General features: G+C 53.0%; 20 protein-coding genes and 1 tRNA gene. 2 read left to right on the top strand and 19 right to left on the bottom strand.

Annotated elements, in window-relative coordinates; translation table 11 throughout:
• Positions 1-66: 66 nt before the first annotated feature.
• From rnr to KVT34_RS17995, 9 genes are all read right to left on the bottom strand, one after another.
• Positions 67-2994: a ribonuclease R gene (gene rnr, locus KVT34_RS18035; RefSeq protein WP_254634999.1), complete on the bottom strand. Its 2928-nt coding sequence runs from the start codon at positions 2992-2994 to the stop codon at positions 67-69.
• Between the two features lie 510 nt (positions 2995-3504).
• A complete protein-coding gene (gene secG, locus KVT34_RS18030; protein ID WP_217560208.1) occupies positions 3505-3741 on the bottom strand; it encodes a preprotein translocase subunit SecG in 237 nt (78 codons plus the stop codon).
• Between the two features lie 184 nt (positions 3742-3925).
• Positions 3926-4651: a M50 family metallopeptidase gene (locus tag KVT34_RS18025; RefSeq protein WP_217560207.1), complete on the bottom strand. Its 726-nt coding sequence runs from the start codon at positions 4649-4651 to the stop codon at positions 3926-3928.
• 58 nt (positions 4652-4709) lie between these two features.
• On the bottom strand, positions 4710-6002 hold the full coding sequence (gene eno / locus KVT34_RS18020; protein WP_217560206.1) for a phosphopyruvate hydratase: 1293 nt from the start codon (positions 6000-6002) through the stop codon (positions 4710-4712).
• Between the two features lie 160 nt (positions 6003-6162).
• Entirely contained in the window at positions 6163-7704 is a 1542-nt protein-coding gene (gpmI, locus tag KVT34_RS18015; protein WP_217560205.1) for a 2,3-bisphosphoglycerate-independent phosphoglycerate mutase, read from the bottom strand.
• Position 7705: 1 nt separating this feature from the next.
• On the bottom strand, positions 7706-8458 hold the full coding sequence (tpiA, locus tag KVT34_RS18010; RefSeq protein ID WP_217560204.1) for a triose-phosphate isomerase: 753 nt from the start codon (positions 8456-8458) through the stop codon (positions 7706-7708).
• A 27-nt stretch (positions 8459-8485) separates the two neighbouring features.
• Positions 8486-9667, bottom strand: coding sequence for a phosphoglycerate kinase (locus tag KVT34_RS18005; RefSeq protein ID WP_217560203.1), 1182 nt, complete (start codon positions 9665-9667; stop codon positions 8486-8488).
• Positions 9668-10062: 395 nt separating this feature from the next.
• Positions 10063-11067, bottom strand: coding sequence for a type I glyceraldehyde-3-phosphate dehydrogenase (gap, locus tag KVT34_RS18000; RefSeq protein WP_217560202.1), 1005 nt, complete (start codon positions 11065-11067; stop codon positions 10063-10065).
• A gap of 51 nt (positions 11068-11118) precedes the next feature.
• Positions 11119-12147 (bottom strand): sugar-binding transcriptional regulator, encoded by a 1029-nt coding sequence (locus KVT34_RS17995; protein WP_217560201.1) that lies wholly within the window; start codon positions 12145-12147, stop codon positions 11119-11121.
• Between the two features lie 241 nt (positions 12148-12388).
• Here KVT34_RS17995 and KVT34_RS17990 point away from each other — a divergent pair.
• Positions 12389-12460 (top strand) — tRNA-Arg (locus KVT34_RS17990).
• 73 nt (positions 12461-12533) lie between these two features.
• On the opposite strand, the gene KVT34_RS17985 is transcribed toward KVT34_RS17990, so the two are convergent.
• Positions 12534-13184 carry a DedA family protein gene (locus KVT34_RS17985; RefSeq protein WP_042232301.1) on the bottom strand — a complete coding sequence of 217 codons (651 nt, stop codon included), beginning with the start codon at positions 13182-13184 and terminating at the stop codon, positions 12534-12536.
• Positions 13185-13538: 354 nt separating this feature from the next.
• Between KVT34_RS17985 and clpP the strand changes: the two genes are divergently transcribed.
• Entirely contained in the window at positions 13539-14141 is a 603-nt protein-coding gene (clpP, locus tag KVT34_RS17980) for an ATP-dependent Clp endopeptidase proteolytic subunit ClpP (protein WP_009676841.1), read from the top strand.
• A gap of 86 nt (positions 14142-14227) precedes the next feature.
• Here clpP and KVT34_RS17975 read toward each other — a convergent pair whose 3' ends face one another.
• The 9 genes from KVT34_RS17975 to KVT34_RS17935 all read right to left on the bottom strand — a co-directional run bounded on the left by KVT34_RS17975 (position 14228) and on the right by KVT34_RS17935 (position 24551).
• A complete protein-coding gene (locus tag KVT34_RS17975) occupies positions 14228-15985 on the bottom strand; it encodes a copper amine oxidase N-terminal domain-containing protein (protein WP_217560200.1) in 1758 nt (585 codons plus the stop codon).
• A 151-nt stretch (positions 15986-16136) separates the two neighbouring features.
• Positions 16137-16406 carry an HPr family phosphocarrier protein gene (locus KVT34_RS17970; RefSeq protein ID WP_016423762.1) on the bottom strand — a complete coding sequence of 90 codons (270 nt, stop codon included), beginning with the start codon at positions 16404-16406 and terminating at the stop codon, positions 16137-16139.
• A 269-nt stretch (positions 16407-16675) separates the two neighbouring features.
• The gene (whiA, locus tag KVT34_RS17965; protein ID WP_042232305.1) at positions 16676-17617 is read right to left on the bottom strand and encodes a DNA-binding protein WhiA; all 942 of its coding nucleotides are present in this window, start codon (positions 17615-17617) and stop codon (positions 16676-16678) included.
• A gap of 6 nt (positions 17618-17623) precedes the next feature.
• Complete coding sequence (locus KVT34_RS17960; protein ID WP_217560199.1) at positions 17624-18610, bottom strand: gluconeogenesis factor YvcK family protein; 987 nt, start codon at positions 18608-18610, stop codon at positions 17624-17626.
• A gap of 12 nt (positions 18611-18622) precedes the next feature.
• Complete coding sequence (gene rapZ, locus KVT34_RS17955) at positions 18623-19510, bottom strand: RNase adapter RapZ (RefSeq protein WP_009676833.1); 888 nt, start codon at positions 19508-19510, stop codon at positions 18623-18625.
• Between the two features lie 67 nt (positions 19511-19577).
• Positions 19578-20525 carry an ROK family glucokinase gene (locus KVT34_RS17950; protein WP_217560197.1) on the bottom strand — a complete coding sequence of 316 codons (948 nt, stop codon included), beginning with the start codon at positions 20523-20525 and terminating at the stop codon, positions 19578-19580.
• 171 nt (positions 20526-20696) lie between these two features.
• On the bottom strand, positions 20697-21644 hold the full coding sequence (gene trxB, locus KVT34_RS17945; RefSeq protein WP_217560196.1) for a thioredoxin-disulfide reductase: 948 nt from the start codon (positions 21642-21644) through the stop codon (positions 20697-20699).
• 132 nt (positions 21645-21776) lie between these two features.
• A complete protein-coding gene (locus KVT34_RS17940; RefSeq protein WP_217560195.1) occupies positions 21777-23528 on the bottom strand; it encodes a tetratricopeptide repeat protein in 1752 nt (583 codons plus the stop codon).
• 72 nt (positions 23529-23600) lie between these two features.
• Entirely contained in the window at positions 23601-24551 is a 951-nt protein-coding gene (locus tag KVT34_RS17935; protein WP_009676852.1) for a ribose-phosphate diphosphokinase, read from the bottom strand.
• Between the last annotated feature and the right edge of the window lie 43 nt (positions 24552-24594).

Below are 24594 nucleotides of genomic sequence, written 5' to 3'. Positions count from 1 at the left end.
GGACCGTTCAGCTGCACCGCGGCGGGCAAGCCAACTCCCCGCTTGCACCGCCCGCTCACGCGCCGCCTACCGGCGCGGACGTCCACGCCGGCCGCCCGGCTCGAACGGATCGCGGCCGTCCGGCGTGTGCCGGTCTCCGCGGACTGTTTTCGTCAGCGCGTTCACGGACGACGCCCAGTTGCCGGAGTACGTCGACTCCTTCCGCGCACCTCCGCTCTCGCGGCCCTCTCCCTCGCCCGCATCGCGTCCCCTCCGGCCGCGGCCGCCTTGGCCGCCGCCTTCGCCGGACTCACCGCGCAGCGAGACGCCACGGGCCGGAGCGGCGCCTTTGCGGCGCTTGCCGCCACCCTCGGTGCCTACAGCCGGCGTTACGGCCGCTTCGCCTTCGGCTCCGCCGCCCTTGCGCTTCCGGCGCCGCCCGCCGCCATTCTCGCCGGACTCGGTCACGAGTCCGTTCTCACGGCCTGCATCGGGCTTTGCAGCCGGATTGCCTCCCTTGCGGCGCTTACGTCCTCTGCCGGCTCCCGGAGCCTCCTGGGACAAGCTGCCGCCCTCAGACGGCGTAGCGCCCGGTGCCTCTGCCGGCGTGATTCCGAGCGGCGCTTCACCCGATGCGCCTTTCTTCTTCCGTCTGCGGCGCTTGGTTCCGCCGCCTTCGGATGCTCCTGCCGCATCGGCAGCACCTGCTGCTACACCCGCCGCCGAGCCGGGCTTCACGATGACATCCCGCACACGGCCGCGGTCTTTACCACGTCCGCCTTTGACAGGACGCCCGCCTGCAACGCGCTTTTTCTGGCCTCCGCGGCCGCTGGACTTGCTCCGGTCGAGCATGCTGAACTTATTGGAACGAGGCTTCATATCCACCATTTCGAAGTCGATCGTTTTCTCGTCCATATTGACCCGGCCTACACGAACTTTAACTTCGTCGCCGATCCGGTAAATTTTCGACGTGCGTTCCCCGATAAGCGCATGCTGCATCTCGTGATAATGATAGTAATCGTCCGTCATATCGCTCAGGCGGATCAGGCCCTCGACCGTATATTCCAGCTCCACGAAAATCCCGAAGCTAGTCACGCTCGAAATAATGCCCTCGAATTCCTCGCCGACTTTATCCAGCATGAACTCCGCTTTTTTCAGCGCATCGGTTTCTCGCTCCGCATCAACGGCCACACGTTCACGCTGGGAAGACTGCTCGGCGATATCGTCCATCCGGCCGCGCAAATATTCGCTGCGTTTATCGGTCAGAGCCCCGCCGTTCTCTAGTACTTCCCGGATCACACGATGAATGATCAAATCCGGATAACGCCGGATCGGGGACGTAAAGTGGGAGTAGAACTCCGCCGCCAGACCGAAATGCCCGATGCTGTTGGAATCGTAACGGGCCTGCTTCATGGAACGGAGCATCACCGTACTGATGACGGTCTCCTCCTTCGTGCCTTTGATCTCTTCAAGAAGAGACTGGAGCGCCCGCGGGTGCACGGTATTGCCGCGTCCGCGTACCACGTAACCGAAATTCGTAATGAACTCCATGAAATGAGCCAGCTTCTCCGCATCCGGATCTTCGTGAATCCGGTACAGGAACGGCACCTTCAACCAATGGAAGTGCTCGGCAACCGTTTCGTTCGCCGCGAGCATAAACTCTTCGATAATCATTTCCGCGATGGAACGCTCACGCTTCACGATATCGACAGGGGTTCCGTCCTTGTCGACAATGATTTTCGATTCCTGGAAATCGAAATCGATCGCCCCGCGCTGAATACGGCGGTTGCGCAGCTTCATGGCGAGCTCTTCCATCAGCTTGAAATCGTCCACCAGGTAGCCGTAGCGCTCCAGAAGCTCCGCATCCGGTTCTTCCTCGGTCAGCAGCTTGCGGACGTTGTTGTAGGTCATTCTTTCGCTTGTTTTGATCACGCTCGTAAAAATGTCGTGTCTCACCACGTTAAGCTCGGCATCGAACTCCATCTCACAGGACATAGTCAGGCGGTCTACCTGCGGGTTGAGCGAGCAGATCCCGTTGGACAACCGGTGCGGCAGCATCGGTATGACCCGGTCCACCAGATACACCGAACAGCCGCGGTTGTAGGCTTCGCGGTCCAGTGCGGAATTTTCCGTCACATAGTAACTTACGTCCGCAATGTGCACACCCAGCAGGTAGTTGCCGTTCGGCAGCCGTTCCACGTTTACGGCATCATCAAGATCCTTTGCATCTTCTCCGTCGATGGTCACGATGCGTTTGCCGCGCAGATCCCGGCGCTTCTGGCTGACGATTTCTTCTTCCGTGATGGAGTCCGGAACGCTTTCCGCCTCTCCGATCACTTCTTCGCTGAACGCTTCAGGAAGCTGGAACTTGCGGATGATAGACAAAATGTCCACACCGGGGTCGTCCTTGTGGCCGAGAATTTCGATCACTTCGCCTTGGGCAGCCGCACGGCCCTCGGGGTACTGGACAATGTTAACGACGACCTTTTGTCCGTCTGCCGCACCGAGGAAAGCGTTTTTCGGAATAAAAATATCCCGCTGCACGCGTTTGTCATCCGGAACGACGAATCCGTAGCTTTCGTGATTCTGGAACGTTCCCACGATTCTCGTATTGGCGCGTGTGACGACGCGGTCCACTTCCCCTTCGAGCTTGCCTCCGGCGGCGCCTTTGCTCGTAACGCGGACGAGAATAATGTCATTATTCATCGCTGTATTCATATCATTGGCATGAATGTACACGTCGGGGTGATCCCGGTCGTCCGGAATCAAGAATCCGAATCCTTTGGGATGAGCCTGCAGCCGGCCGCGGATGAGATTCATCCGTTCCGGCACTCCGTAACGATCGTTGCGCGTGCGCAGTACGTGTCCGGATTGCTCCAAGTCGTTAAGCAGCTTGACGAAATCTTTGAATTCCGAAGCGCTCTCAATGCCGAAATGCTTTTCAAGCTCCTGGTACGTCATCGGCTTGTACGCATTCTCATGCATAAAATTTAATATATCCTGCTCTGTCACCATAGTTGTCACCTTCTTATTAGGTTGAGCTTCTCCGTATTCATACCCGATAACCATTTCTTTGAACAGGCTTAGCCGCTGCTGCAAATCGCATCCTCTACCCGTTGCCGGGCCACCAAGGGGATCTCCAGGTCCTGTTCTTCCGCTTTTCCCCCTGCCTCCGGGGCATCTCGGTCTGGCGGTGTATGATTGTGTGCGAGTGTCCCAATCGGCCTGTACGGCCGCGGGTACGGGTGTGCCTTCGTTGGGTCTTCTTGCAGCTTTCCGGTCGTTGATTCGTTTAAGCTTCTGCCTTATCATTCCTCACGGTTCCCGGCGAGACCCACAATTAACCGGTTGACAAGCAGGTGCAAGTTACTAACCAGTATATCCTGAAAAGACAAAAACATAAACCAATCAATTGCATCAGCCGCCGAGCCCCTCGTTATTCGCAATCGGCAAAACGCCATGAAAAAACAGCAGGAGTAGCTTCCCCCTGCTGTTTGCGATTTATGTGCATCGTCTGTTCAGTTGTTATTGCTTTACTACGTAGGCCACGATGACCGTCAATATAATAAAAATAGCCGCCAAAACCACGGTAATCCGGGCCAGAACCAGGTCCATGCCTCTAGCTTTCGTTTTACCGAATAAATGCTCGGCTCCGCCGCTGATCGCACCGGAAAGTCCCGCACTTTTACCTTTTTGTAGTAACACCGTTACAATTAAGCCCAGCGAGGCGATAACCAACAAAACTTTTAACAGGATAACCAATTCGACACCTCATTAGCATGTTCTTATTTTTAGAATGTGCATAAAAAGTCTATCATAAAAGGCCTTTTTCTGCAAGATTCTGGTTGTACAACCTCATTTATTTTTCCCAGCTTTATAAAAGAAAACCCGCCGACGGAACAAAGCTTCCATCCAGCGGATCGTTTATTGCCATTTCACGACAGGGTTACCTTTCGCCCGGCCCCATCGGGTAGGCTCTTTCGGACCTTCGGGCTTTCTTTCGCCTGTTTGCATCTCCGCCTAGAAAATACTGAATGGCCGCTTTGGCGCACCAGAGTGAGAAAACCAGGAAAACAACGCCCCAGATCAGAGCCGGAATAGGCGTGATGGATGCCAGGTTCGTTGCGTCTCCCGCTTTATTCGGATTACCTGCCGCCAGCAGAGCTAGCGTCAGCGGTCCGTAGACCGACTCCTCCAGACACAGGAAGGCGACGAGCAAATAATAGGCGTTGCGGATAAACCCGCTCGTAAAAGCGAGCACAATGATATTCAGCGCGATGAAGCCGATCAGCCAACCGACGCCGAATTCATTGCGTACGAACAGCACCAGAGACAGCACGGCGACCACCGTCGTTACCTGGAGTCCCAGTCTTTGCTTCCCCCGGGCATACGCCCAGAAAAGAAAAACCGCAAACAAGGACGCCGTCACATAGCCTGCGATCGAAATCGGCAGGAGTTTCCACGAGCCGCTGACCGACGAGTAAGTAACCCCGCTGTGATCGGCATTGAGCACGATAGCCATGACTTTGCCCGACAGGATCATCGTCACGGCTGCGTGCCCGAACTCATGGACCATGGTGTCCAGGTTGCGGAAATAGGCTGAGAAGGGGATGAACTGAGTTAATAAGGCCGACCCGATTAACAACAAAATCGTTTTTACCCAAGCACTCATATTCATGACCCTCCCCGACGTTTAAAAAGCTAAATCATTAACTTTGTGAAAGGTTTTCTTACTTGAATTTTTTCAAGTTGTAGAAAGCTTCTTTGCCGGCGTATTGAGCAACGCCTTCCAGTTGGTCTTCGATGCGAAGCAGCTGGTTGTATTTCGCTACGCGGTCCGTACGGGACGGAGCGCCTGTTTTGATTTGGCCTGCGTTGGTTGCCACGGAGATGTCGGCAATCGTGCTGTCTTCGCTCTCGCCGGAACGGTGGGAAATAACAGCCGTGTAGCCTGCGCGTTTAGCCATTTCGATCGCGTCGAATGTTTCGGTCAGCGTACCGATTTGGTTTACTTTGATCAGGATGGAGTTACCGATGTTCTCGTTGATGCCTTTGGACAGACGCTCGGTGTTCGTTACGAACAGGTCGTCGCCAACGAGTTGTACTTTGCCGCCCAGCTTCTCGGTCAGCAGCTTCCAACCTTCCCAATCGTCTTCGGAACAACCGTCTTCGATGGTAAGGATCGGGTATTTGTCTACCCAAGAAGCGAGCAGGTCAACGAATTCAGCCGGTGTGAAGGATTTGCCTTCGCCTTCGAGCTCGTATTTGCCGTTCTTGAAGAACTCGGTGGAAGCTACGTCCATACCCAGGAATACGTCTACGCCCGGCTTGTAGCCAGCGCGCTCGATAGCGGTGATGATCGTTTGGATCGCTTCTTCGTTGGAGCTCAGGTTCGGTGCAAAACCGCCTTCGTCGCCCACAGCCGTGTTCAGGCCTTTATCTTTAAGTACGGATTTAAGGTTATGGAAAATCTCTGCGCCCATGCGGAGAGCTTCTTTGAATGTAGGAGCGCCTACCGGAAGTACCATGAATTCTTGAACGTCAACGTTGTTGTCGGCATGCTCGCCGCCGTTGATGATGTTCATCATTGGAACCGGAAGAGTTTTAGCGTTGAATCCGCCCAGGTATACGTACAGAGGCAGTTCCATTGCTTCAGCCGCAGCGCGGGCAACCGCCATGGATACCGCGAGGATCGCGTTGGCGCCAAGCTTGCCTTTGTTATGCGTGCCGTCCAGCTCGATCATTTTCTTGTCGATGGATACTTGATCCAAGGAGTTCAGACCGATAATTTCAGGCGCGATGATCGAATTGACGTTGTCAACGGCTTTCAGTACACCTTTACCCAGGTAACGGCTTTTGTCTCCATCGCGGAGCTCGACAGCTTCGTGAGCGCCCGTGGAGGCACCGGAAGGTACGATTGCGCGGCCTACAACGCCGGATTCCAGATATACTTCAACTTCAACAGTCGGATTGCCGCGGGAGTCAAGTACTTCGCGAGCATAAACGTCAGAAATGATAGTCATTGTGTTTGAACACTCCTTAACAAGGTTATGTGTATGAAAAACTTCGGGAACTCATTCCCTTAAAGGGCAGCGGCGCACCTTACCGATCAAAATAAGATGCTGTATTCCAAGGAATGGTTCCCGAAAACTTGGTGTCTTAATCAAAAAGCGGAAAGGTTACTTATTTCTTCTCTTCGATGATCGAAAGTCCTGTCATTTCCGGTGGTTGCGGCAGCTTCAACAGATGCAGCAGCGTCGGGGCGATGTCGGCCAGAACGCCGCCTTCGCGCAGAGTGACGTCGTTCGATGTAACGATGAACGGCACCGGATTCGTCGTATGAGCCGTGAACGGACGTTCGGCATCGTCCAGGACGAGGTCCGCGTTGCCGTGGTCGGCTGTAATGCAGACAACTCCGCCCTTCGCGAGAATGGCTTCGACGACTTGGCCCAGGCACTCGTCCGTGGCTTCAACGGCTTTGATAGTCGGCTCCAGCATGCCGGAGTGGCCTACCATATCCGGGTTGGCGAAGTTCAGAATGATGACGTCCTGCTTGTCCTCATTGACTTCCTTCACCGCTGCTGCGGCAACCTCGTAAGCGCTCATTTCCGGCTTCAGGTCGTATGTGGCGACTTTCGGCGACGGAATGAGGATACGCGTTTCGCCCGGCAGTTCCACGTCACGGCCCCCGCTGAAGAAGAAGGTAACGTGAGGGTACTTCTCGGTCTCGGCGATACGAAGCTGTCTCATGTTATTCTGGGCCAAAACCTCGCCCAGCGTGTTATCGAGATCTTTCGGTTTATACGCGACGTATCCTTCGACCGTTTCACTAAACAGCGTCAGACAGACGTAATACAGATCTTTCGGGAAAAGCTCGCCGCGGTCAAACCCGCGGAAATCTTTATTCGTAAATACCTGCGACAGTTGAATCGCACGGTCCGGACGGAAGTTGAAGAAAATAACCGCATCGCCGGATTCAACGAGTCCCACCGGCTTGTCGTTCTCATCCGTGATCACAGTCGGCATCACGAATTCGTCGAATACGGACTTCTCGTACGATTCGGTGATCGCTTTGATCGGGTCCGTATAGTGCGGACCGTCTCCGTACACCATGGCACGGTAAGATTTCTCGGTCCGTTCCCAGCGCTTGTCACGGTCCATCGCATAGTAACGGCCTTGAACCGTCGCCACTTTGCCGACGCCGATTTCGGCGATCTTGGCCTGAAGCTGCTCCATGTAGTTCTTCGCCGAATCGGGCGCTACATCGCGTCCGTCCAGGAAAGCATGGACGTAAACCTCCTGCAGATCCTCTTTCTTCGCCAGCTCAAGCAGCGCGTACAAGTGCGCGATGTGGCTGTGTACGCCCCCATCGGAAAGCAGCCCGTACAGATGCAGTTTCTTGTTGTTCTGCTTCGCATGGCGTACGGCACCGATCAGTGTGTTGTTATCGAAAAATTCGCCGTCTCTGATCGACTTGGAAATACGAGTCAGGTCCTGGTAAACAACCCGTCCGGCACCGATGTTCAGGTGCCCCACTTCAGAATTACCCATTTGGCCTTCCGGCAAACCTACGGCTTCGCCGCAGGCAGTCAGCGTCGTATGAGGGAACTGGTTCCAATAGCGGTCGTAGTTAGGTTTCTTGGCTTGAGCTACGGCATTGCCGTGAACCTCGCCCCGAAGTCCGAAGCCGTCCAGAATAATCAGCGCTACCGGTTTAGTCGCCATCTTACTTCGCCCCCTCAACGAGTTGGATGTAGGAAGCAGGCTCCAGGCTGGCGCCGCCGACAAGAGCTCCGTCGATATCCGGCTGAGCCATGTACTCGGCGATGTTGCCCGGTTTTACGCTGCCGCCGTATTGAATGCGGACCGCATCGGCTACGGAGGAATCGTACAGGGAAGCAATCAGCTCGCGGATGTAAGCAATAACTTCGTTGGCGTCTTCAGCCGTGGAAGATTTGCCCGTACCGATAGCCCAGATCGGCTCGTAAGCCACGATGACTTGTTTCGCCTGATCGGCGCTGAGGCCTTTGAAAGCCGCTTCCGTCTGAACACGGCACACTTCTTTGGTTTGTCCCGCTTCGCGCTCTTCAAGCTTCTCGCCCACGCAGACGATCGGCGTCAGACCGTAGTTGAAAGAAGCGAGAACCTTTTTGTTAACCGTTTCGTCGGTTTCGTTAAAATAAGCTCTGCGCTCGGAGTGACCGATAATCACATACGTTACGCCGAGATCTTTGAGCATAGCCCCGGAAATTTCACCGGTGTATGCGCCGTTTTCTTCCCAGTGAAAGTTCTGCGCGCCGATTCCGATCGACGTGCCTTTCACGGCTTCGACAAGCGCCGGCAGGTTGGTGTAAGGAGCGCAGATTACGCTCTCCACTCCTGCCACTTCCGCCTTGCCCTTTATATCATTCACGAAGCTTGTCGCTTCGGAAACGGTTTTGAACATTTTCCAGTTACCTGCAATAACGGGTTTTCTCATGATCTTCAAAACTCCTCTCTGTGTCTCTTACTTGTCGTTAAGAGCGACTACGCCAGGCAGAACTTTGCCTTCCATGAACTCCAGGGAAGCTCCGCCGCCTGTGGAGATATGATCCATCTTGTCGGCGAGGTGGAACTTCTCGGCCGCAGCCGCGGAATCGCCGCCGCCGATGACGGTGTAAGCGGATGTGTCGGCGCAAGCCTGGGCTACCGCACGCGTACCGTGGGAGAACGGCTCGATTTCGAACACGCCCATAGGCCCGTTCCAGACGACCAGCTTGGAGTTCTTGATAACGTCGGCGTAAAGTTCACGCGTTTTCGGACCGATGTCGATGCCTTCCCAATCGGCGGGAATCGAATCGATATTGACGATGTTCGTGTTGGCATTCGCACTGAAGTCATCCGAGATGACGATATCTACAGGCAGAAGGAAGTTCTTACCGAGTTTTTTCGCCTTTTCGATGAAGCCGAGCGCAAGATCGAGCTTCTCGTTGTCTACGAGAGATTGTCCGATTTCGTGGCCTTGCGCCTTAAAGAAGGTATAGGAAAGGCCGCCGCCGATAAGGATGTTGTCGGCGATTTCGAGCATTTTATTGATGACGTCGATTTTGTCTTTAACTTTGGAACCGCCGACAATCGCAGTGAAAGGGCGTTCCGGATTGTTAAGCGCTTTGCCAAGCACGTCCAGTTCTTTCTCCATCAAGAGACCGGAAACCGCCGGAAGCTGATGAGCGATGCCTTCCGTGGAAGCATGCGCACGGTGAGCGGCGCCGAAAGCATCGTTCACGTACAGGTCGGCCAGCGCCGCGAATTGTTTCGCCAGCTCCGGATCGTTCTTTTCTTCGCCTGGGTAGAAACGGACGTTCTCAAGAAGAAGCACGTCGCCGTCTTTCAGCTCGTTTACTTTCGCTTGAACCGCTTCACCGACAGCTTCGTCCGCTTTCGCTACCGGCTTGCCGAGAAGCTCGGACAGGCGAGCAGCTACCGGAGTCAGACGAAGGTCTTCGTTGACTTGGCCTTTCGGGCGGCCCAGATGGCTCGCAAGGATAACTTTAGCGCCTTTGTCGATCAGAAACTTGATCGTCGGCAGCGTTTCACGAATACGTGTATCGTCCGTAATTTGGCCGTTTTCGAGCGGCACGTTGAAATCGACGCGTACAAACACGCGTTTACCGTTAACTTCTACATCGCGAACACTTTTCTTGTTCATGAAATATCCTCCTCAAAGCTTTCGTAAGAAAGCTGGCATCGTAAGCATTAACTGAGCTTTCCGAAGGAAAGCTGGCGTCGTAAGCATTAGGTGAGCTTCCAGTACATCTGTCGTTCGTAAACTTAGGCCGAGCCTTTCCTTTCGAGGGAAGAACGGCAAGCGTATAACGGAACCGCATGGACCATCGGAACCGTATCCGGCGGCACGCCGGCCAAAAACCGGCGATCGAAACGGAAAAGCTTTCGTTCAGGAAAACCTTCTTCGCAAGACCTTTGGGGCCAGGCTTTCCTGAGGAAAGCTTCAAACATTCCGGGGACTTATGTAAAATTCATGCCCCGATAAGCAATGGGAAGAGGAGAATTTCTTCTCCTCTTCTTGCATGGCTTATTTAAAGATTACAGACCTTTTTTAGCGATGAAAGCGGCCAGGTCAACGACACGGTTGGAGTAGCCCCACTCGTTGTCGTACCAGGAAACGACTTTCACCATGTTGTCGCCCACTACCATAGTCGACAGGGAGTCGATTGTGGAGGAAGCAGGGTCACCGTTGTAGTCGCTCGATACGAGCGGCTCGTCGGAGTAGTTCAAGATGCCTTTAAGCGGGCCGTCGGCAGCTTCTTTAAGAGCATTGTTCACTTCGTCAACCGTTACGTTAGCGTTCAGCTCGACAACCAGATCCGTTACGGAAACGTTTGGAGTCGGAACGCGCATAGCCATACCGTTCAGTTTGCCTTTAAGCTGCGGCAGAACCAGGGAAACGGCTTTAGCTGCACCCGTAGTGGAAGGAATGATGTTCTCGGCTGCCGCACGAGCGCGGCGAAGATCCTTATGAGGCAGGTCAAGCACTTGCTGGTCGTTCGTATAGGAGTGAACAGTCGTCATCATACCTTTTACGATACCGAACTTCTCATCCAGTACTTTAGCGAAAGGAGCAAGACAGTTAGTCGTACAAGAAGCGTTGGAGATGACCGTATGAGCGGAAGGATCGTATTTCTCTTCGTTAACGCCCATAACAACTGTGATATCTTCGTTCGTAGCCGGTGCGGAAATGATAACTTTCTTCGCTCCGCCTTTCAAGTGAGACTCGGCTTTCGCTTTGTCTGTGAAGATACCTGTGGATTCAACGACGATTTCAACGCCGTACTCAGCCCAAGGAAGGTTTCCAGGGTCACGCTCTGCAAATACCTTAATGGATTTGCCGTTTACTTTCAGTTCGCCTTCGCCGGCTTCAACCGTTGCGTTAAGTCTGCCGTGAGTCGTGTCATACTTGAGCAGGTGCGCAAGCGTGCTTACGTCCGTCAGATCGTTGATTGCTACGATTTCTACTTCAGCGTTGTTCAGAGCGGCGCGGAATACGTTACGTCCGATACGACCGAAACCGTTAATACCCACTTTAACCATTGTAATTCCTCCCAGTAGAAAGTTTATATTTCAAGACGCGCCTGGGGCCCGTCAAGATAACATGTGGTTTAACATCTCCACGGCTGCTGCCTCGTCCGTCACCAGGATATCCTCCTGGCCGTATTTTAAAACCGAAGCTACAGCCGCACCCTTGCTTTTGCCGCCGGCTACGCCGATCACGACTTCGCAGTGCTGGATATCTTCCAGCCGGAGTCCTACGGTCGGCATCTTATGGACAACCTTGCCATCGGGGTTAAAATAGTAGCCAAACGCTTCGGCGAGCGCCCCTTCGCCTCGCAGGCTGTCTATCGTCTCGGAGTCTACCTTGCGCCTCTGCGCCATGACGATAGCATCTCCAATGCCGTGAATGACGATGCGGCTGCTGCGGACCACGTCCATCATCTCCTGGATGTTCGGTTCCTGGATCAGGGACTGATAGGCCTCCTCGCGGAGATGATCCGGGACATGCAGGAGGCGGTACTGTCCGCCAGTCTTCTTCGCCATCTTGGAGGCGATCATGTTCGCCTGCAGCTCCACACTCTCGCCGAGCCCTCCGCGGGCCGGGACGAACAGGCTGCCCTTGAGGGCGCTCGTTGTGGACAGGTGCTCCGCCACTTCGGCCATTGTGGAGCCGCCGGTCACCGCGATCACGTCATGCTTCGTGACGTGCTTGCGCAGCATCAGCGCGGCCGCCCGGCCCAGCTCCTTCTTCGCAAACAGCGAAGAATCCGAATCGCCGGGAACGACGACGACCTGCTCCAGGCGGAAGTGGTCGCGGATCCGCTTCTCCAGCTCGTTAAGCCCGAGCATCTCCTTGATAAGCGGCTGAAGCTTCTCCAGCAGTTCCCTGCCCGATTCGCTGATGCGCATGCCCGATGTTTCCGTTTCAATCAGGCCTTGGCCTTTCAGAAACTCCACTTCGCTGCGCAAAACCCGCTCCGTCATATCGAGAGCGCCGGCCAGTGTTCTGCGTCCCACGCTTCCCAGCAGGAAAATATGCTGCAGAACGGTGTAACGCTTGTTCAGAACCTCCAGCAAGTCCGGCAGGAGCTGTTTCTGGACGTCGAGAATATCTCTCATGCCATACACTCCTATTGATCGTGTTGGGACTCAATATGTCCCGCGAGTGCATTTTAAGTCCCACATGGATCAAAAAAAACTTGCCTTGCACAACCCCATTATACCCCAGTTCCTATGAAAGAATCAATGTGTGCAAAGTTTGATTTTTGTAAATGGGCGTCGAAAAAAAATCTGAACCACAGGACTTGCTTTTTTCATACCTCTATCATATAATAACCTTTGCTGTTACTTAATGAAACATGCGCCCGTGGTCCAATGGATATGACGTAGGCCTCCGGAGCCTGAGATCGAGGTTCGATTCCTCGCGGGCGCGTACGATGCTGCATAAGAGAAAGCTCCCGTCTTCGGACCGGAGCTTTTTTTCTTTCCCCATATGCTTGAACAGTTTATTCCGCCGAGCCCATGAACATCTTCTGAATGCCGGCATACCGGGCGCGAAGCCAGCCCAAAACCGCTTCTTTGTTTCTTTTTACAACCAGGAACCCTGTCAAAGCGGCAGCGGCAGCAATAATCGCAATCGTGGAGTATTGGGAAATCACATGCAGCAGCTGCTGGATTTTCGTGCCGAACAAGAATCCTACCATCACGTACGTGAACACCCACAGAACGCCGCTCAGCCCGTTAAAAATCAGAAAAGTCTTTAGGCGGATTTTCAAAATTCCCGACACATACCCCGTAAAATGCCTCAGACCCGGCACAAAATAACTGACGAGAATTATTCTATCCCCGTACTTATCGAACCATTTTTTAATTTTCAAGAGTCTCTCCGGTTTGAGGAGCACATACTTGCCGTACTTATCGAAAAAAGGCGTCCCCAACTTCCGTCCAAGCACATACGTAAAGATGGTTCCCGCAAAAGCTCCCGCAAATGAAACGCCCATAACGCCAGCCATATTAAACGTGTTTACGTGCACCATATGTCCCGAAATCATCATAGCCAGTTCCCCGGGAAAAGGCAGGGCCACCGATTCTGCGAAGAGGCCCAGGAAGAGCACCAGATACCCGTATTGCGCGAAAAGATCACTAATCCACTCCATAGTCCGCTCCTTATTCCACTTAATTTCCTGTCTTTGTTAGCCAGTATACCTTTTAAGGAGGAGTTTCATAATGGTCCCCGGTTTAGTTTGGAAACTGGACTTTGGTCGTGGCGGGAACCAGACCCTCTGTAAATTTATGGGTTCATCTTGCGTTTTTTTCGGGCAGCTTGTTAGACGGGAACCTTGCGGGAGCATAAAATGTTTCACCGATTCCGCTTGAGGGGAAAGAACGAGAGAGGTTTTTCCAAATAAGTTTGACCTTTCTTGACCTTTTGACGTTTTTTCGTTATCATATTTGTAGATACTGAAAATTAACGCAGTTATAGCGGCGTATTATCGAAGGAGGTAACATTAATGAGTTTTATTCCAATGGTTGTCGAGCCTGATGCAAGAGGAGAACGCGCTTACGATATTTACTCCCGTCTTCTTAAAGACCGTATTATTTTTCTGGGTACCCCGGTGAATGATCAGGTCGCCAACGCGATTATCGCCCAACTGCTGTTCCTAGATGCGCAGGACCCCGACAAGGATATTCATTTGTACATTAACAGCCCCGGCGGTTCCATCACAGCTGGAATGGCGATTTACGACACGATGCAGTTTATCAAATCCGACGTTTCCACGATCTGCGTAGGGATGGCGGCTTCCATGGGCGCTTTCCTGCTTGCGGCAGGCGCCAAAGGCAAGCGTTACGCGCTGCCAAACTCCGAAGTCATGATTCACCAGCCGCTCGGCGGCGCGGAAGGTCAGGCGACGGATATCGAAATTCGCGCGAGACGCATTCTCAAAATGCGCGAGAACTTGAACAAAATTCTCGCGGAGCGTACAGGCCAGCCGCTGGAGCGTATCGATAAAGATACCGACCGCGACTACTTTATGAGCGCGGCCGAAGCAAGCGCCTACGGTCTTATCGACAAAGTCATCGAGAAGACAACTGAAGGCGGCAAGGAAGCTTAATCAGCCCAAAGAAAAAACCCCGGATTACCGTCTTTCGTCGGTAACCCGGGGTTTCTTTTTTTAATGCGGGCGAAATTAGAATAAAATTAGTCCAGATCCGCAAGCGGATAGAAAATCAGATCGATCGGGAAAGCCGAACCGGCCGGAGGCGTAAACTCGATATCGAGCGACTTCTCCGTTCCTGTGGTGCGGTGGAGAATTTGCATGCCGTCAAAAGCGGTAATCACGCCGGAATACGGAATCGACTGGATTTCTCCGTTGATCTTGATCGGCCCTTTGAAGACACCGCCGCGGGCCAGCAGCATAATCGCCATTTTGCGCGGTTTGTCCGCGTGAATCTTGTAGACAACGCCGTAGTTGCCTTCGTTTTTCACGTTTTCCTTGCGCATCACGTCATAGCCGGAGACGAACGGATCGGTCTTTCCGTCCCCTATGACAAGCTTGGACGCCGCCGTGAAGGAAGAAGCATCAATGTTCCAGCTCACCTCGGAGACGTCAAACGAGCCCCTTACGTGGCCTGTAAAGCCAAGCAGCTTGCTTTCGGACAGCGTCGTGTTCGACAATTCGTCAGCCGCCAGGAAGGAGAACTGAACTTCTCCGGAAGTTTCCAGATCATAGAACAGATTCACGCCTTGGCCCGGATAGAAATCCGGAAGCTGGCGGTAAACGAGCGTATCGTGCGGCGGAATGGTCAGCTTCTCGTTATATGTATTGCCCAGCAGGAAGTCCACGGAAGCCTCGCTGCCAATCAGATTCGCATATACGGAAGGCCATACTTCGCCTTTGTTGGTCGTTTTGACCGTAACGGGCTTATCCGTCGTATTCGTTGCCATTATGGCAAATGTTACTTTGTTCTTCGTACCGTTGATGTGATCCGCATACAGACGCCCCTTGCCGTTGATCATGTCCTGATACAGGATGCCCGGCTCCGTAAATTCTTCGGGGCTGTCGCTGACGAGCAGCTTGCGGCCCGTTACGTCGGTCGCTTCTTTGGGAAGCATCGGCAAGTTGTAGAAGTGGGAAGTCAGCGTATCCCAGCTCAGTTTGTAGAAGCTGCCGATCTCGTTGTGATATACCGGATATTCGGCTTCCGACACAAGCGGAACATTTTCGACAATGACATTCTTGGTGAACACTTTGCTCACGTGTCCATGCCTGTCGTAGACCTTGAGACTAACCGGGTAGGACCCCGGCTTGAAGAATGCGTCTTGTTTGCCTGTCCATTCGTACTTGGCGATCCCTTCCGCATCCGGATCGTAGCAGAGGTCAATGTACTTGACGGTCTCGCCGAGACGGTATTTCTCTTTGTGAGTCGTAAACTTGGCAACCGGATTCGAATTGTTCGCTCCATTGTCGTAAATGCCTTCCGGCTTCGGAACGTAGACGATTTCCACTTTGCGCGATTCGTGATAGTACGTATACTTGGCGCCCATATAATCGGCTACCCAGGTCAGCTTGACGAGCAGTTTGCCTTTTACGATGGCCGCAACCGAATCGAACGGCACTTCCTCGCCATTGATATAGGCTTTTTTCAGATCGCTGCTCAAGACGATGTTATAGCCCGGAGGCTGCATTGTGATGGTTCTGGCCGCATTGTCCCACGTAACGGGGAATCCCAGACTGTCACCGATAAATTTAGCCGGAACGAACGTCTTGTCCTTGATGATGGTGGCCGGCGACTCCAGCTCCACCTGATCTTCATTGACGAAGGCCTGCTTGTTATCCAGGTACAAAACAATTAACGACGACGAGGACGAGATTGCGCGTGCCTGAATCGGCATCAGAAAAGCTGCGAACAGCACCAACGCCATCAGAAGCGAAACCTCTTTCTTCCATTGAATCATGCTCCTACTCCTTTTCCTTCCTTTTTCTAAAAAACGACATGACAAAAAAGCCTTCTCCCGAAAAATCGCCCAATCTTTAGACGTTTTTTACTGGAAAAGGTTTCTGTTTGACAAAAAATAAAAAAGCTCCCTTGGCAGGAAGCCTTCGCTCTTACTGATTTTCAAGTTCTTCTTTACTGACCAGCGTGACTAAAGCGTTTACAGCCTGTTCGGCGTCCGAACCTTCTGCACTTATGTAAATTTCGGTTCCCGTGCTGATCGCAAGGCTCATAATTCCCATAATGCTCTTGGCGTTTACTTTCTTCTCGTCCTTCTCTACAAAAATTTCAGACGAAAATTTATTGGCTTCCTGGACAAATAAAGCAGCGGGTCTGGCGTGAAGGCCGGTTTTCAATTTCACCACTACTGGGCGTCTCGACATGGATTGGATTCCCCCTACGTTCTTAATTTGCAGTCTATAATGCATCCCCGGCAATATCGCTCGGAGGTTCCCCTTACGTGTAACTTATGTCGGTTAAGCATCAGGCATGATGATTTCTATCCAATTCATGTTGGATGTTCATCGAACGGGGACCTGGCACCGGGCCGCGCTTGTCCGTTCAAGAACCGCGAGTGCCGTAAAATGCGTAATCTGCTTCATATTATACCATTTTACGGCGAAATACTCTAGGAAAAAGTTCCCGTATAGGCCTAACGTATGGCAGCGCCGTTGCGAATTTTGTCGGCCAGTTCGTCTATTTTGCGCAGACGATGATTGACGCCCGACTTACTGACGCTCCCCTTCAGCATGTCCCCGACCTCTTTAAGATTCAAGTCGGGATGCTTAACACGGATTTCCGCGACTTCGCGGAGTTTTTCCGGCAGGCTCTCCAGGCCGACTTCCCGTTCGATAAGACGGATGTTATCGATCTGCCGGACAGCCGCACCGATGGTTTTATTAAGATTCGCCGTTTCGCAGTTTACGATTCGGTTCACCGAATTTCTCATATCCTTCATGATCCGGACATCTTCGAAACGCAACAGGGCCTGGTGTGCGCCAATGATGCTAAGAAACTCAATAATCCGTTCGCCTTCCTTGATGTAGAAAACAAACCCCTTCTTGCGCTCGATGCATCTGGCGTTCAAATCGAAAGTGTTAGCAAGCTGGCACAGCGCCTGGCAGTGTTCTTCATACATGGAAGCAATTTCGAGATGATACGAAGAACCCTCCGGATTGTTGACGGAACCTCCCGCAAGAAAAGCCCCCCGAAGGTAGGCCCGCCGGCAGCAGTTTGTTTTTACAATGCTTTTGTCTATGCCCGGAGTAAACTGGAAGCCTTCCGACACGATATAAAGGTCGGAAAGCAGTTCCTGTACCTGGTTCGGCACACGGACGATATAGACATTATTCTTCTTAAGACGCATTTTCTTACGGACGAGCAGTTCGGTGTGAAGCTCATACCGCTTTTTAAGCAAAGAGTAAATCCTCCTGGCAATAGCGGCGTTTTCCGTTGAAATATCAAGAACGACGCGCTGATTCGTCAGCTGGACGGAACCGTTCATGCGGATAAGAGCCGACAATTCGGCTTTCTCACAGCAATCTTCCGCTTCGATTAGGGTCAATTCCTTCTTCGTTTGCGCCGCAAAAGACATGGGGACTCACCTCTTCCTGAGCATCCAGCTCTCCACGATCTGATAGATATGCTCGCTTAATTTATCCGCATCGTGGCGCAGATAGGTCCGGAAAAGCACCAGCTTGTCGGCGATGACGCGGTATCCCCGCTTCGTCACCTCGTCCAGATCCAGATGGACGGCTTTGGCGCCTTTCTCGGCATATTTATTCTGTACCTGAGGAGGAATCTCCCCGTTATTTACAATAACATAATCAAATAAATGATGGCCTATATGGTTATGAATAGCCGTCAGATGATCCCCGACGGAGTAGTCGTCTGTCTCGCCCGGTTGGGTCATCACGTTGCAAATGAACATTTTGACCGCATCGGATTTAAGAATCTCCTCCGCTATTCCGGGCACGAGCAGGTTAGGAAGGATACTCGTGTACAAGCTGCCGGGACCGCACAGGATGGCATCCGCCTCACGGATAGCCTCGATCGCCTCCTCCAGCGGTTCGATATCCGCCGGTTCCAGCATAACCCGCTTGATGCGTCCTCCGGCCTGGGGAATCTTCGACTCCCCTTCCACGATCGTACCGTCCTCCATCAGCGCCCGCAAATAAAGCTCCTGCCTCGAGGCAGGCAGCACACGGCCGCGTACCGCGAACACGCGGCTCATCTCGCGGATACCGGTGACGAAATCACCGGTGATATCTTTCATCGCCGCGAGAATCAGGTTTCCGAGACTGTGCCCCGCGAGCCCGGTTCCGGCCGGAAAGCGGTACTGCAGCATCTCGGAAAGCAGCGGCTCCACATCCGCAAGCGCCGTAAGCACGTTGCGGATGTCGCCCGGCGGAGGAATTTGCAGCTCGGAACGCAGAATACCGGAGCTGCCTCCGTCGTCCGCTACCGTCACGATAGCCGTGATATCCAGCGGTTTCTGCTTCAACCCCCGGAGCATGACGGACAATCCTGTTCCGCCCCCTATGACGACTATCCGGGGGATATCGGCAGGGCGGTATACTTTAGACATGGTTTCACCCTCTTATGGTCGGTCGCGTTCCGCATCTCGATGATTGACTCTGACGATCTCCGTCTCGCTGTTTCCCATAACCTTGCCCAAATACTCGGCAATAGCCACGGACCGATGCTTGCCGCCCGTACAACCGATGCCTACGACAACCTGGCTTTTGCCTTCTTTTTTGTACTGAGGAACAAGAAAGTGAAGCATATCGAGCAGTTTCGTCAGAAACTCCTGCGTCTCGTTCCACTTCATGACATAGTCGTACACATCCGCATCCTGCCCCGTATTGGGGCGAAGCGTTTCCACATAATGCGGATTCGGCAGAAAGCGTACGTCAAAAATGAGATCGGCATCGATCGGGATACCGTATTTAAAGCCGAATGAGATGACATTTATAGATATGCCTCCGCTACCCATATTGGTGAAGCGGGAGGCGATTTTTTGTTTGAGTTGCGCCGGTTTCAACGCACTAGTGTCGATCACCTGCGATGCATGGCCCTTTAATTCTTCCAGCAGCTTGCGCTCCAGCAGAATACCTTCCAGCGGCGCATCGTTGGGAGCAAGCGGATGGCGGCGCCTGCTTTCTTTGTAACGCTGAACCAGCGTCGAATCCGTTGCGTCGAGAAACAAAATCTCGTACGTCAATGTGTAATCTTCCTTAATGGAACGCAGCGATTCCTGCAGCGCCGTGAAAAATTCCCGGCCGCGGAGGTCGATCACCAGTGCCACCTTGCCGATTTTGCCGTGGGACTGCTCGATTAATTCCGCAAATTTCGGAATCAGCACAGGCGGCAAGTTGTCCACACAGAAAAATCCGAGATCCTCGAGACTTTGTACGGCAATTGTTTTTCCTGCACCGGACATGCCGGTAATAATGACAAGCTTGGCCGCCGCTTTGCTTTCTTCCATGAGTTCACCTTCCTCATCCGTTATAGGGTACCCTTCCGGGTGGAAGCCGCATTGTAAGCTTTGGTCGCTAATGCAGGTTTAAGCCCGCCGCTCCTACGACGCCCGCATCGTTGCCCAGTGTGGCCGGCACGATTTCAACGCCTGTATAAGCACGTTCCGGGGTCAGCTTGCGGAATGTTTCGCGGATCGGGTTGAACAGGATTTCTCCCGCTTTCGATACGCCGCCGCCGATAATGAACCGCTGCGGATTAACGGTCACCGCTACGGCCGCCATGGATTTGCCGATATAATAGGCGGCACGGTTCACGATGCGCACAGCGACCTCGTCTCCCGACTTCGCCGCATCGAATACGTCCTTCGCTGTAATCTTCTCGATCAGCGCCAGACTCGTACGGTCGCCGCGCTCTTTGGCATCATTGGCCATTCTGACGATGCCCGTTGCGGAAGAGACCGTTTCCAGGCAACCGGATTGTCCGCAGTTGCAGGCAATCGCTTCAATATCGGGAACAACGGACATATGTCCGAGCTCGCCTGCCATCCCGTTGAAACCTTGATAAATTTTTCCGTTTATAATAATGCCTCCGCCCACGCCGGTACCAAGCGTATAGCAGACCAGGTTCGGGATTCCCCTTCCGGCTCCGCCCCACGCCTCACCAAGCGCCGCGACATTAGCGTCATTGTCGATTTTTACGGTTTTGCCTAGCTTCTCCTCAAGTGTCTTCTTGACGGCGACATTGCGCCAGCCCAGATTAGGCGACAATTCCACAAAGCCTGTCGGAATGTCCATAAAGCCAGCGATTCCGGCTCCGATCCCCGCTACTTGTTCCCATTCGTATGGCGATTCGTCTACGATCCTGTGGACGTACTCAAAAATACGGTCAAGCACAAAATCGGGACCGTGCTCGGTTCCGGTAGGACCTTCATAAGTCTGAATCAATTTTCCTTGTTCGTCGCAGAGGCCTACCTTGATGCTGGTGCCCCCTAAGTCCACTCCGACATAAATCCGTTGTGTCATGCTAAATGTCACCTCAGTGAAGAGTTAAGTTATTTCCATTCTTTCGCGATGGGTGTTGCTCCTGTACCCACTATAAGCGAACCCCCTAGGAAGGTCAAGGACGGCAAATTGAAAAAACGTGGAAGGGTGTAGGCCGTTCCACGTCTTTGCGTATGAGTCTAATAATCCGTTTTACAGGGACTTGCTCCAATCGTGAACCATGCTGCCCTCAAGGAACTTCTCACAGTCCAAAGCCGCCATACAGCCGCTTCCCGCAGCCGTAATGGCTTGACGGTATTTCAAATCCTGAACGTCTCCGCAGGCGAACACGCCAGGGATGTTGGTTTCCGTCGTTCCCGGTTTAACGAGGATATAACCCGTTTCGTCGGTCGTGATCTGTCCGCCGAGGAACTTCGTGTTCGGGGTGTGGCCGATCGCCACGAAAATACCGTCGGTTTCAAGAACCTCTTCCGCTCCGGTCTCGTTGTTAAGAACTTTAAGGCCGGTTACGCCTTTGTCTCCCGCAACGACTTCAAGCGGAGTGGAGTTCAAGCTCCAGGTGATTTTCTCGTTCTCGCGCGCACGATCCTGCATAATCTTGGAAGCGCGGAGTTCGCTTCTGCGGTGAACCAGTCGAACTTCGGAAGCGAAACGTGTCAGGAAGTTCGCTTCTTCCATTGCGGAGTCGCCGCCGCCGACCACGATGATTTTCTTGCCGCGGAAGAAGAATCCGTCGCAAGTGGCGCAAGTGCTCACACCGCGACCGATATTCTCGCGCTCGTTCGTGATGCCGAGCAGTTTAGCGGAAGCGCCGGTGGAGATGATCAGAGATTCCGTCTCAATCTCGCCGAGACCTTCCACATTGAGCTTGAACGGACGCTCCGTAAGCTCTACGCTGTTAACCCAGCCGGTTTTGAACTCGGCGCCGAAGCGCTCAGCCTGCTTGCGCATATTAGCCATAAGCTCAGGCCCCATGATTCCTTCCGGAAAGCCAGGGAAGTTTTCGACTTCGGTCGTTGTCGTCAATTGTCCGCCCGGCTCCGGGCCTTCAATAACCAAAGGATTGAGATTGGCGCGCGCCAGATAGATGGCTGCTGTTAATCCGGATGGTCCGGTTCCTACCACAATTGTTTTATACATGGATCGATCTCTCCTCCTTGGGAACAAATCAGAATTCGTATGATCGCGGGCTGAGTATTGAATCATCATTGCCTGCAATCATTCTCTATTTAAAATAATTCTAATTAAAATTATTCTAATTTGCAAGTGTGATTAATCCCGGCCCTTCTTTTCCACGTTCCAGAGCTTCGGAAGAATCGCATCCATCTTCTCCTTAAGCCCGCATGCTTCGTCAATCAGCTTCACATTCTTGCTTACGGTCGAGACGGTCGTATGGTAGCGGCTGGCTACCTCGTGATAGGAAATCGACCTGCGGTGCATTTTGGCGACCAAGTATTCGAGAGCGGCGGACCAGCCTTCCACTTTCGTAATCCTCGGAACGCTTGGGTACACTCTGCTCAAATATTCTACCCACAGAGTCTGCAGGTCATGCTGCTGGATCATATCGTACCGCTGGTGCATATGCCGGTGAGCGGTCTCCATGACGGTCTGCCATTTGGGCTCCCATTTCGGAAGATCGGTCGTATGCACGGAGTTTTCCACGGTTTTTACGGTACCGTCCAAATGAGCTTTCAAAGGCTCTTCGACTCCGATGGTCCGCAAAACGAAGATAGCTACCTTTTTGAGGTAGTCGTCCTCTTTAGGGTCACCGATAAACTCGATGAGGGCTTCTTTCACTTCATTGTCGCCGATATACACGAACGTCTGAAGCACCTGCAGCTTCGTTTCCACATCTCCGTGGCGCAGCGCCCAGAAGAAGGAGCTGCGGACAAGCGGGTCCTTGGCAATCTGGTCCGGAATCGATTCGGGAGACTGCTCCAATTGGCGGAACTGCTCCTCGAACGGAAGGTTATAGTGGTAGCTCAAGGATAGCGGGCGGTCATCGGAACGGCGATTCAGCTGCTCCAAATAAAAGCGGGCGATTTCCGACCCGTTCTCCAGCTTATCCACCTGATTCCAGAGAACCCGGGCTTCCTGAAATCTGCCGATATTGCAAGCGGCCACGGCCGCATAATGGTAAACGCACGGATCGAGACCGCTATCGTTGGAACGGGAAATCCTCCTGAAAAGCTGGTAGGCTTTCTCGTGATCGCCCAGAATCCCCATGGTGGTCGCAAGCTTGAAGACATGCTCCTGCTGGAAAGGATACGTTTTGCGCAAAGTACCCATCAGTTCGGCAAGCTCTTCCTTGCGTCCGAGATGCTGGTAGAAGATCGCCATATTGCACAGCGCGTGAAGGTTCCCGGGGTCTATGTTCAGCACTTCGAGAATGGCATCCAGCGATTTCTGAAAATGACCGGTGTAATAATAAGCCAGCGCCAAGTTATTGCGGGCCGCCAGAAAATCGCCATGCTCTTCGACGAGTTCTTCCAAAACACGAACCGCTTCCGCGAACTTGCCTTCTTCCAAAAGCAGACGCGCCTGGTCGTGCTCGTACAAGCCCTCGCGGGATTTGATGGTCTTCAGCTTGGCGGGACGCTCCAGCTCGTAGCTGAGAAAATCAAGCATCTCCTCGGCTTCTTCCAGGTAATGTCCGTTTGTATCGTTCTCCAGATAACGGACAAGAGCGCTCTCCGCCTGTTCGTACTGGTCCATGTTGGCGTAGTTGTTCGCCATATAAAAATAACATTCGGTCATCGAGGGATCGATCCGATCGAGAACATCTTTTAAGATGTCGTTGGATTCCTCATACTTGCCCAATTCGGAGAGAACCCCTGCAAGGTTGCAGTGGTTCACCGGGTTATCGTATTCGTATTCTACCGCTCGCCGGAAATATTTCAACGCCTTCTCGTAATGGAAACGATCGAGCGACTGAACCGCTCTTTCAAAAAAGAACGTGGCATCCATGCTGATGGGAATAATTTTCGGTTCCGGCTTTACGGAGACACGCTTTTTCTTTTCCATGACTAGGCACCTCCGGTACTTTGAGATCTATGATCAAGTATAGCACAGTCCCCGAGGTTTCAAAAACACGATTTAAACGCCGCCGTATTTAAACAGCGAGGAGAGAGAGCCGCCGTCGCTGACGATACGTACCGCATGCGAGAGCAGCGGAGCAACGGAAAGCACCTTGAAACGTTCCGCGTGATCGTCCGGAATCGCCAGGGAATCGGTGATCACGACTTCACGGATGTTCGGGTGATCCAGACGCTGGAGAGCCGGGCCCGAGAATACCGCGTGAGTGGCGCAAACGTAGATATCGTTGGCTCCGCGTTCCTTCAGTCCTTCCACAACGTTCACGATCGTTGTGCCTGTATCGATCAGATCCTCGATGATGATCGGCGTGCGGCCTTTAACGTCCCCGATCACGTGAGTCACGACCGCTTCGTTGTGAGCGGGACGCTTCTTGAACATCATCGCGAACGGAGCATCGAGAATGTTGGCAAGACGCTCGGCGGTCGTAGCGCGGCCGGCATCCGGAGATACGATGACCGGATCGACGATGTTTTTCTTCGTGATGTAATCGCTGATAAGATCAAGAGCGGTCAGGTGATCGACCGGAATGTCGAAGAATCCTTGGATCGCCGGTGCATGAAGGTCGATGGTAATAACACGGTTCGCTCCTGCGGCACTGACCAGATCGGCGACAAGTTTCGCGGAAATCGGTTCGCGCGGCGCGGCTTTTCTCTCTTGACGGGAGTAACCATAGTAAGGCAGGATCAAGTTGATCGTGCGGGCGGATGCACGCTTGGCCGCATCCATCATAACCAATAGTTCCATAAGGTGTTCATTGATCGGATGGGAGAACGTTTGTACTAAAAATACATCGCAGTTACGGACACCTTCTTCATACAAACAATAAATTTCCCCGCTTTTGAAGCGAGACAGCTTGATTTTACCGAGCGGAACGCCCAGGTCGTCGCAAATGCTCTGTGCCAGCTTCGGGTTGGAAGAGCCGGAGAAAATTTTAATGTTGTTGAGATCCATGGTTATGGTTACCTCCGAAATGTTTTTGATTATTGGGACTGCA

The sequence above is a fragment of the Paenibacillus sp. GbtcB18 genome, assembly GCF_019091125.1.
GTDB lineage: Bacteria > Bacillota > Bacilli > Paenibacillales > NBRC-103111 > Paenibacillus_F > Paenibacillus_F chitinolyticus.
The sequence above is the reverse complement of the archived record's forward strand: the minus strand, read 5'-3'. Positions and strand labels throughout refer to the sequence as shown.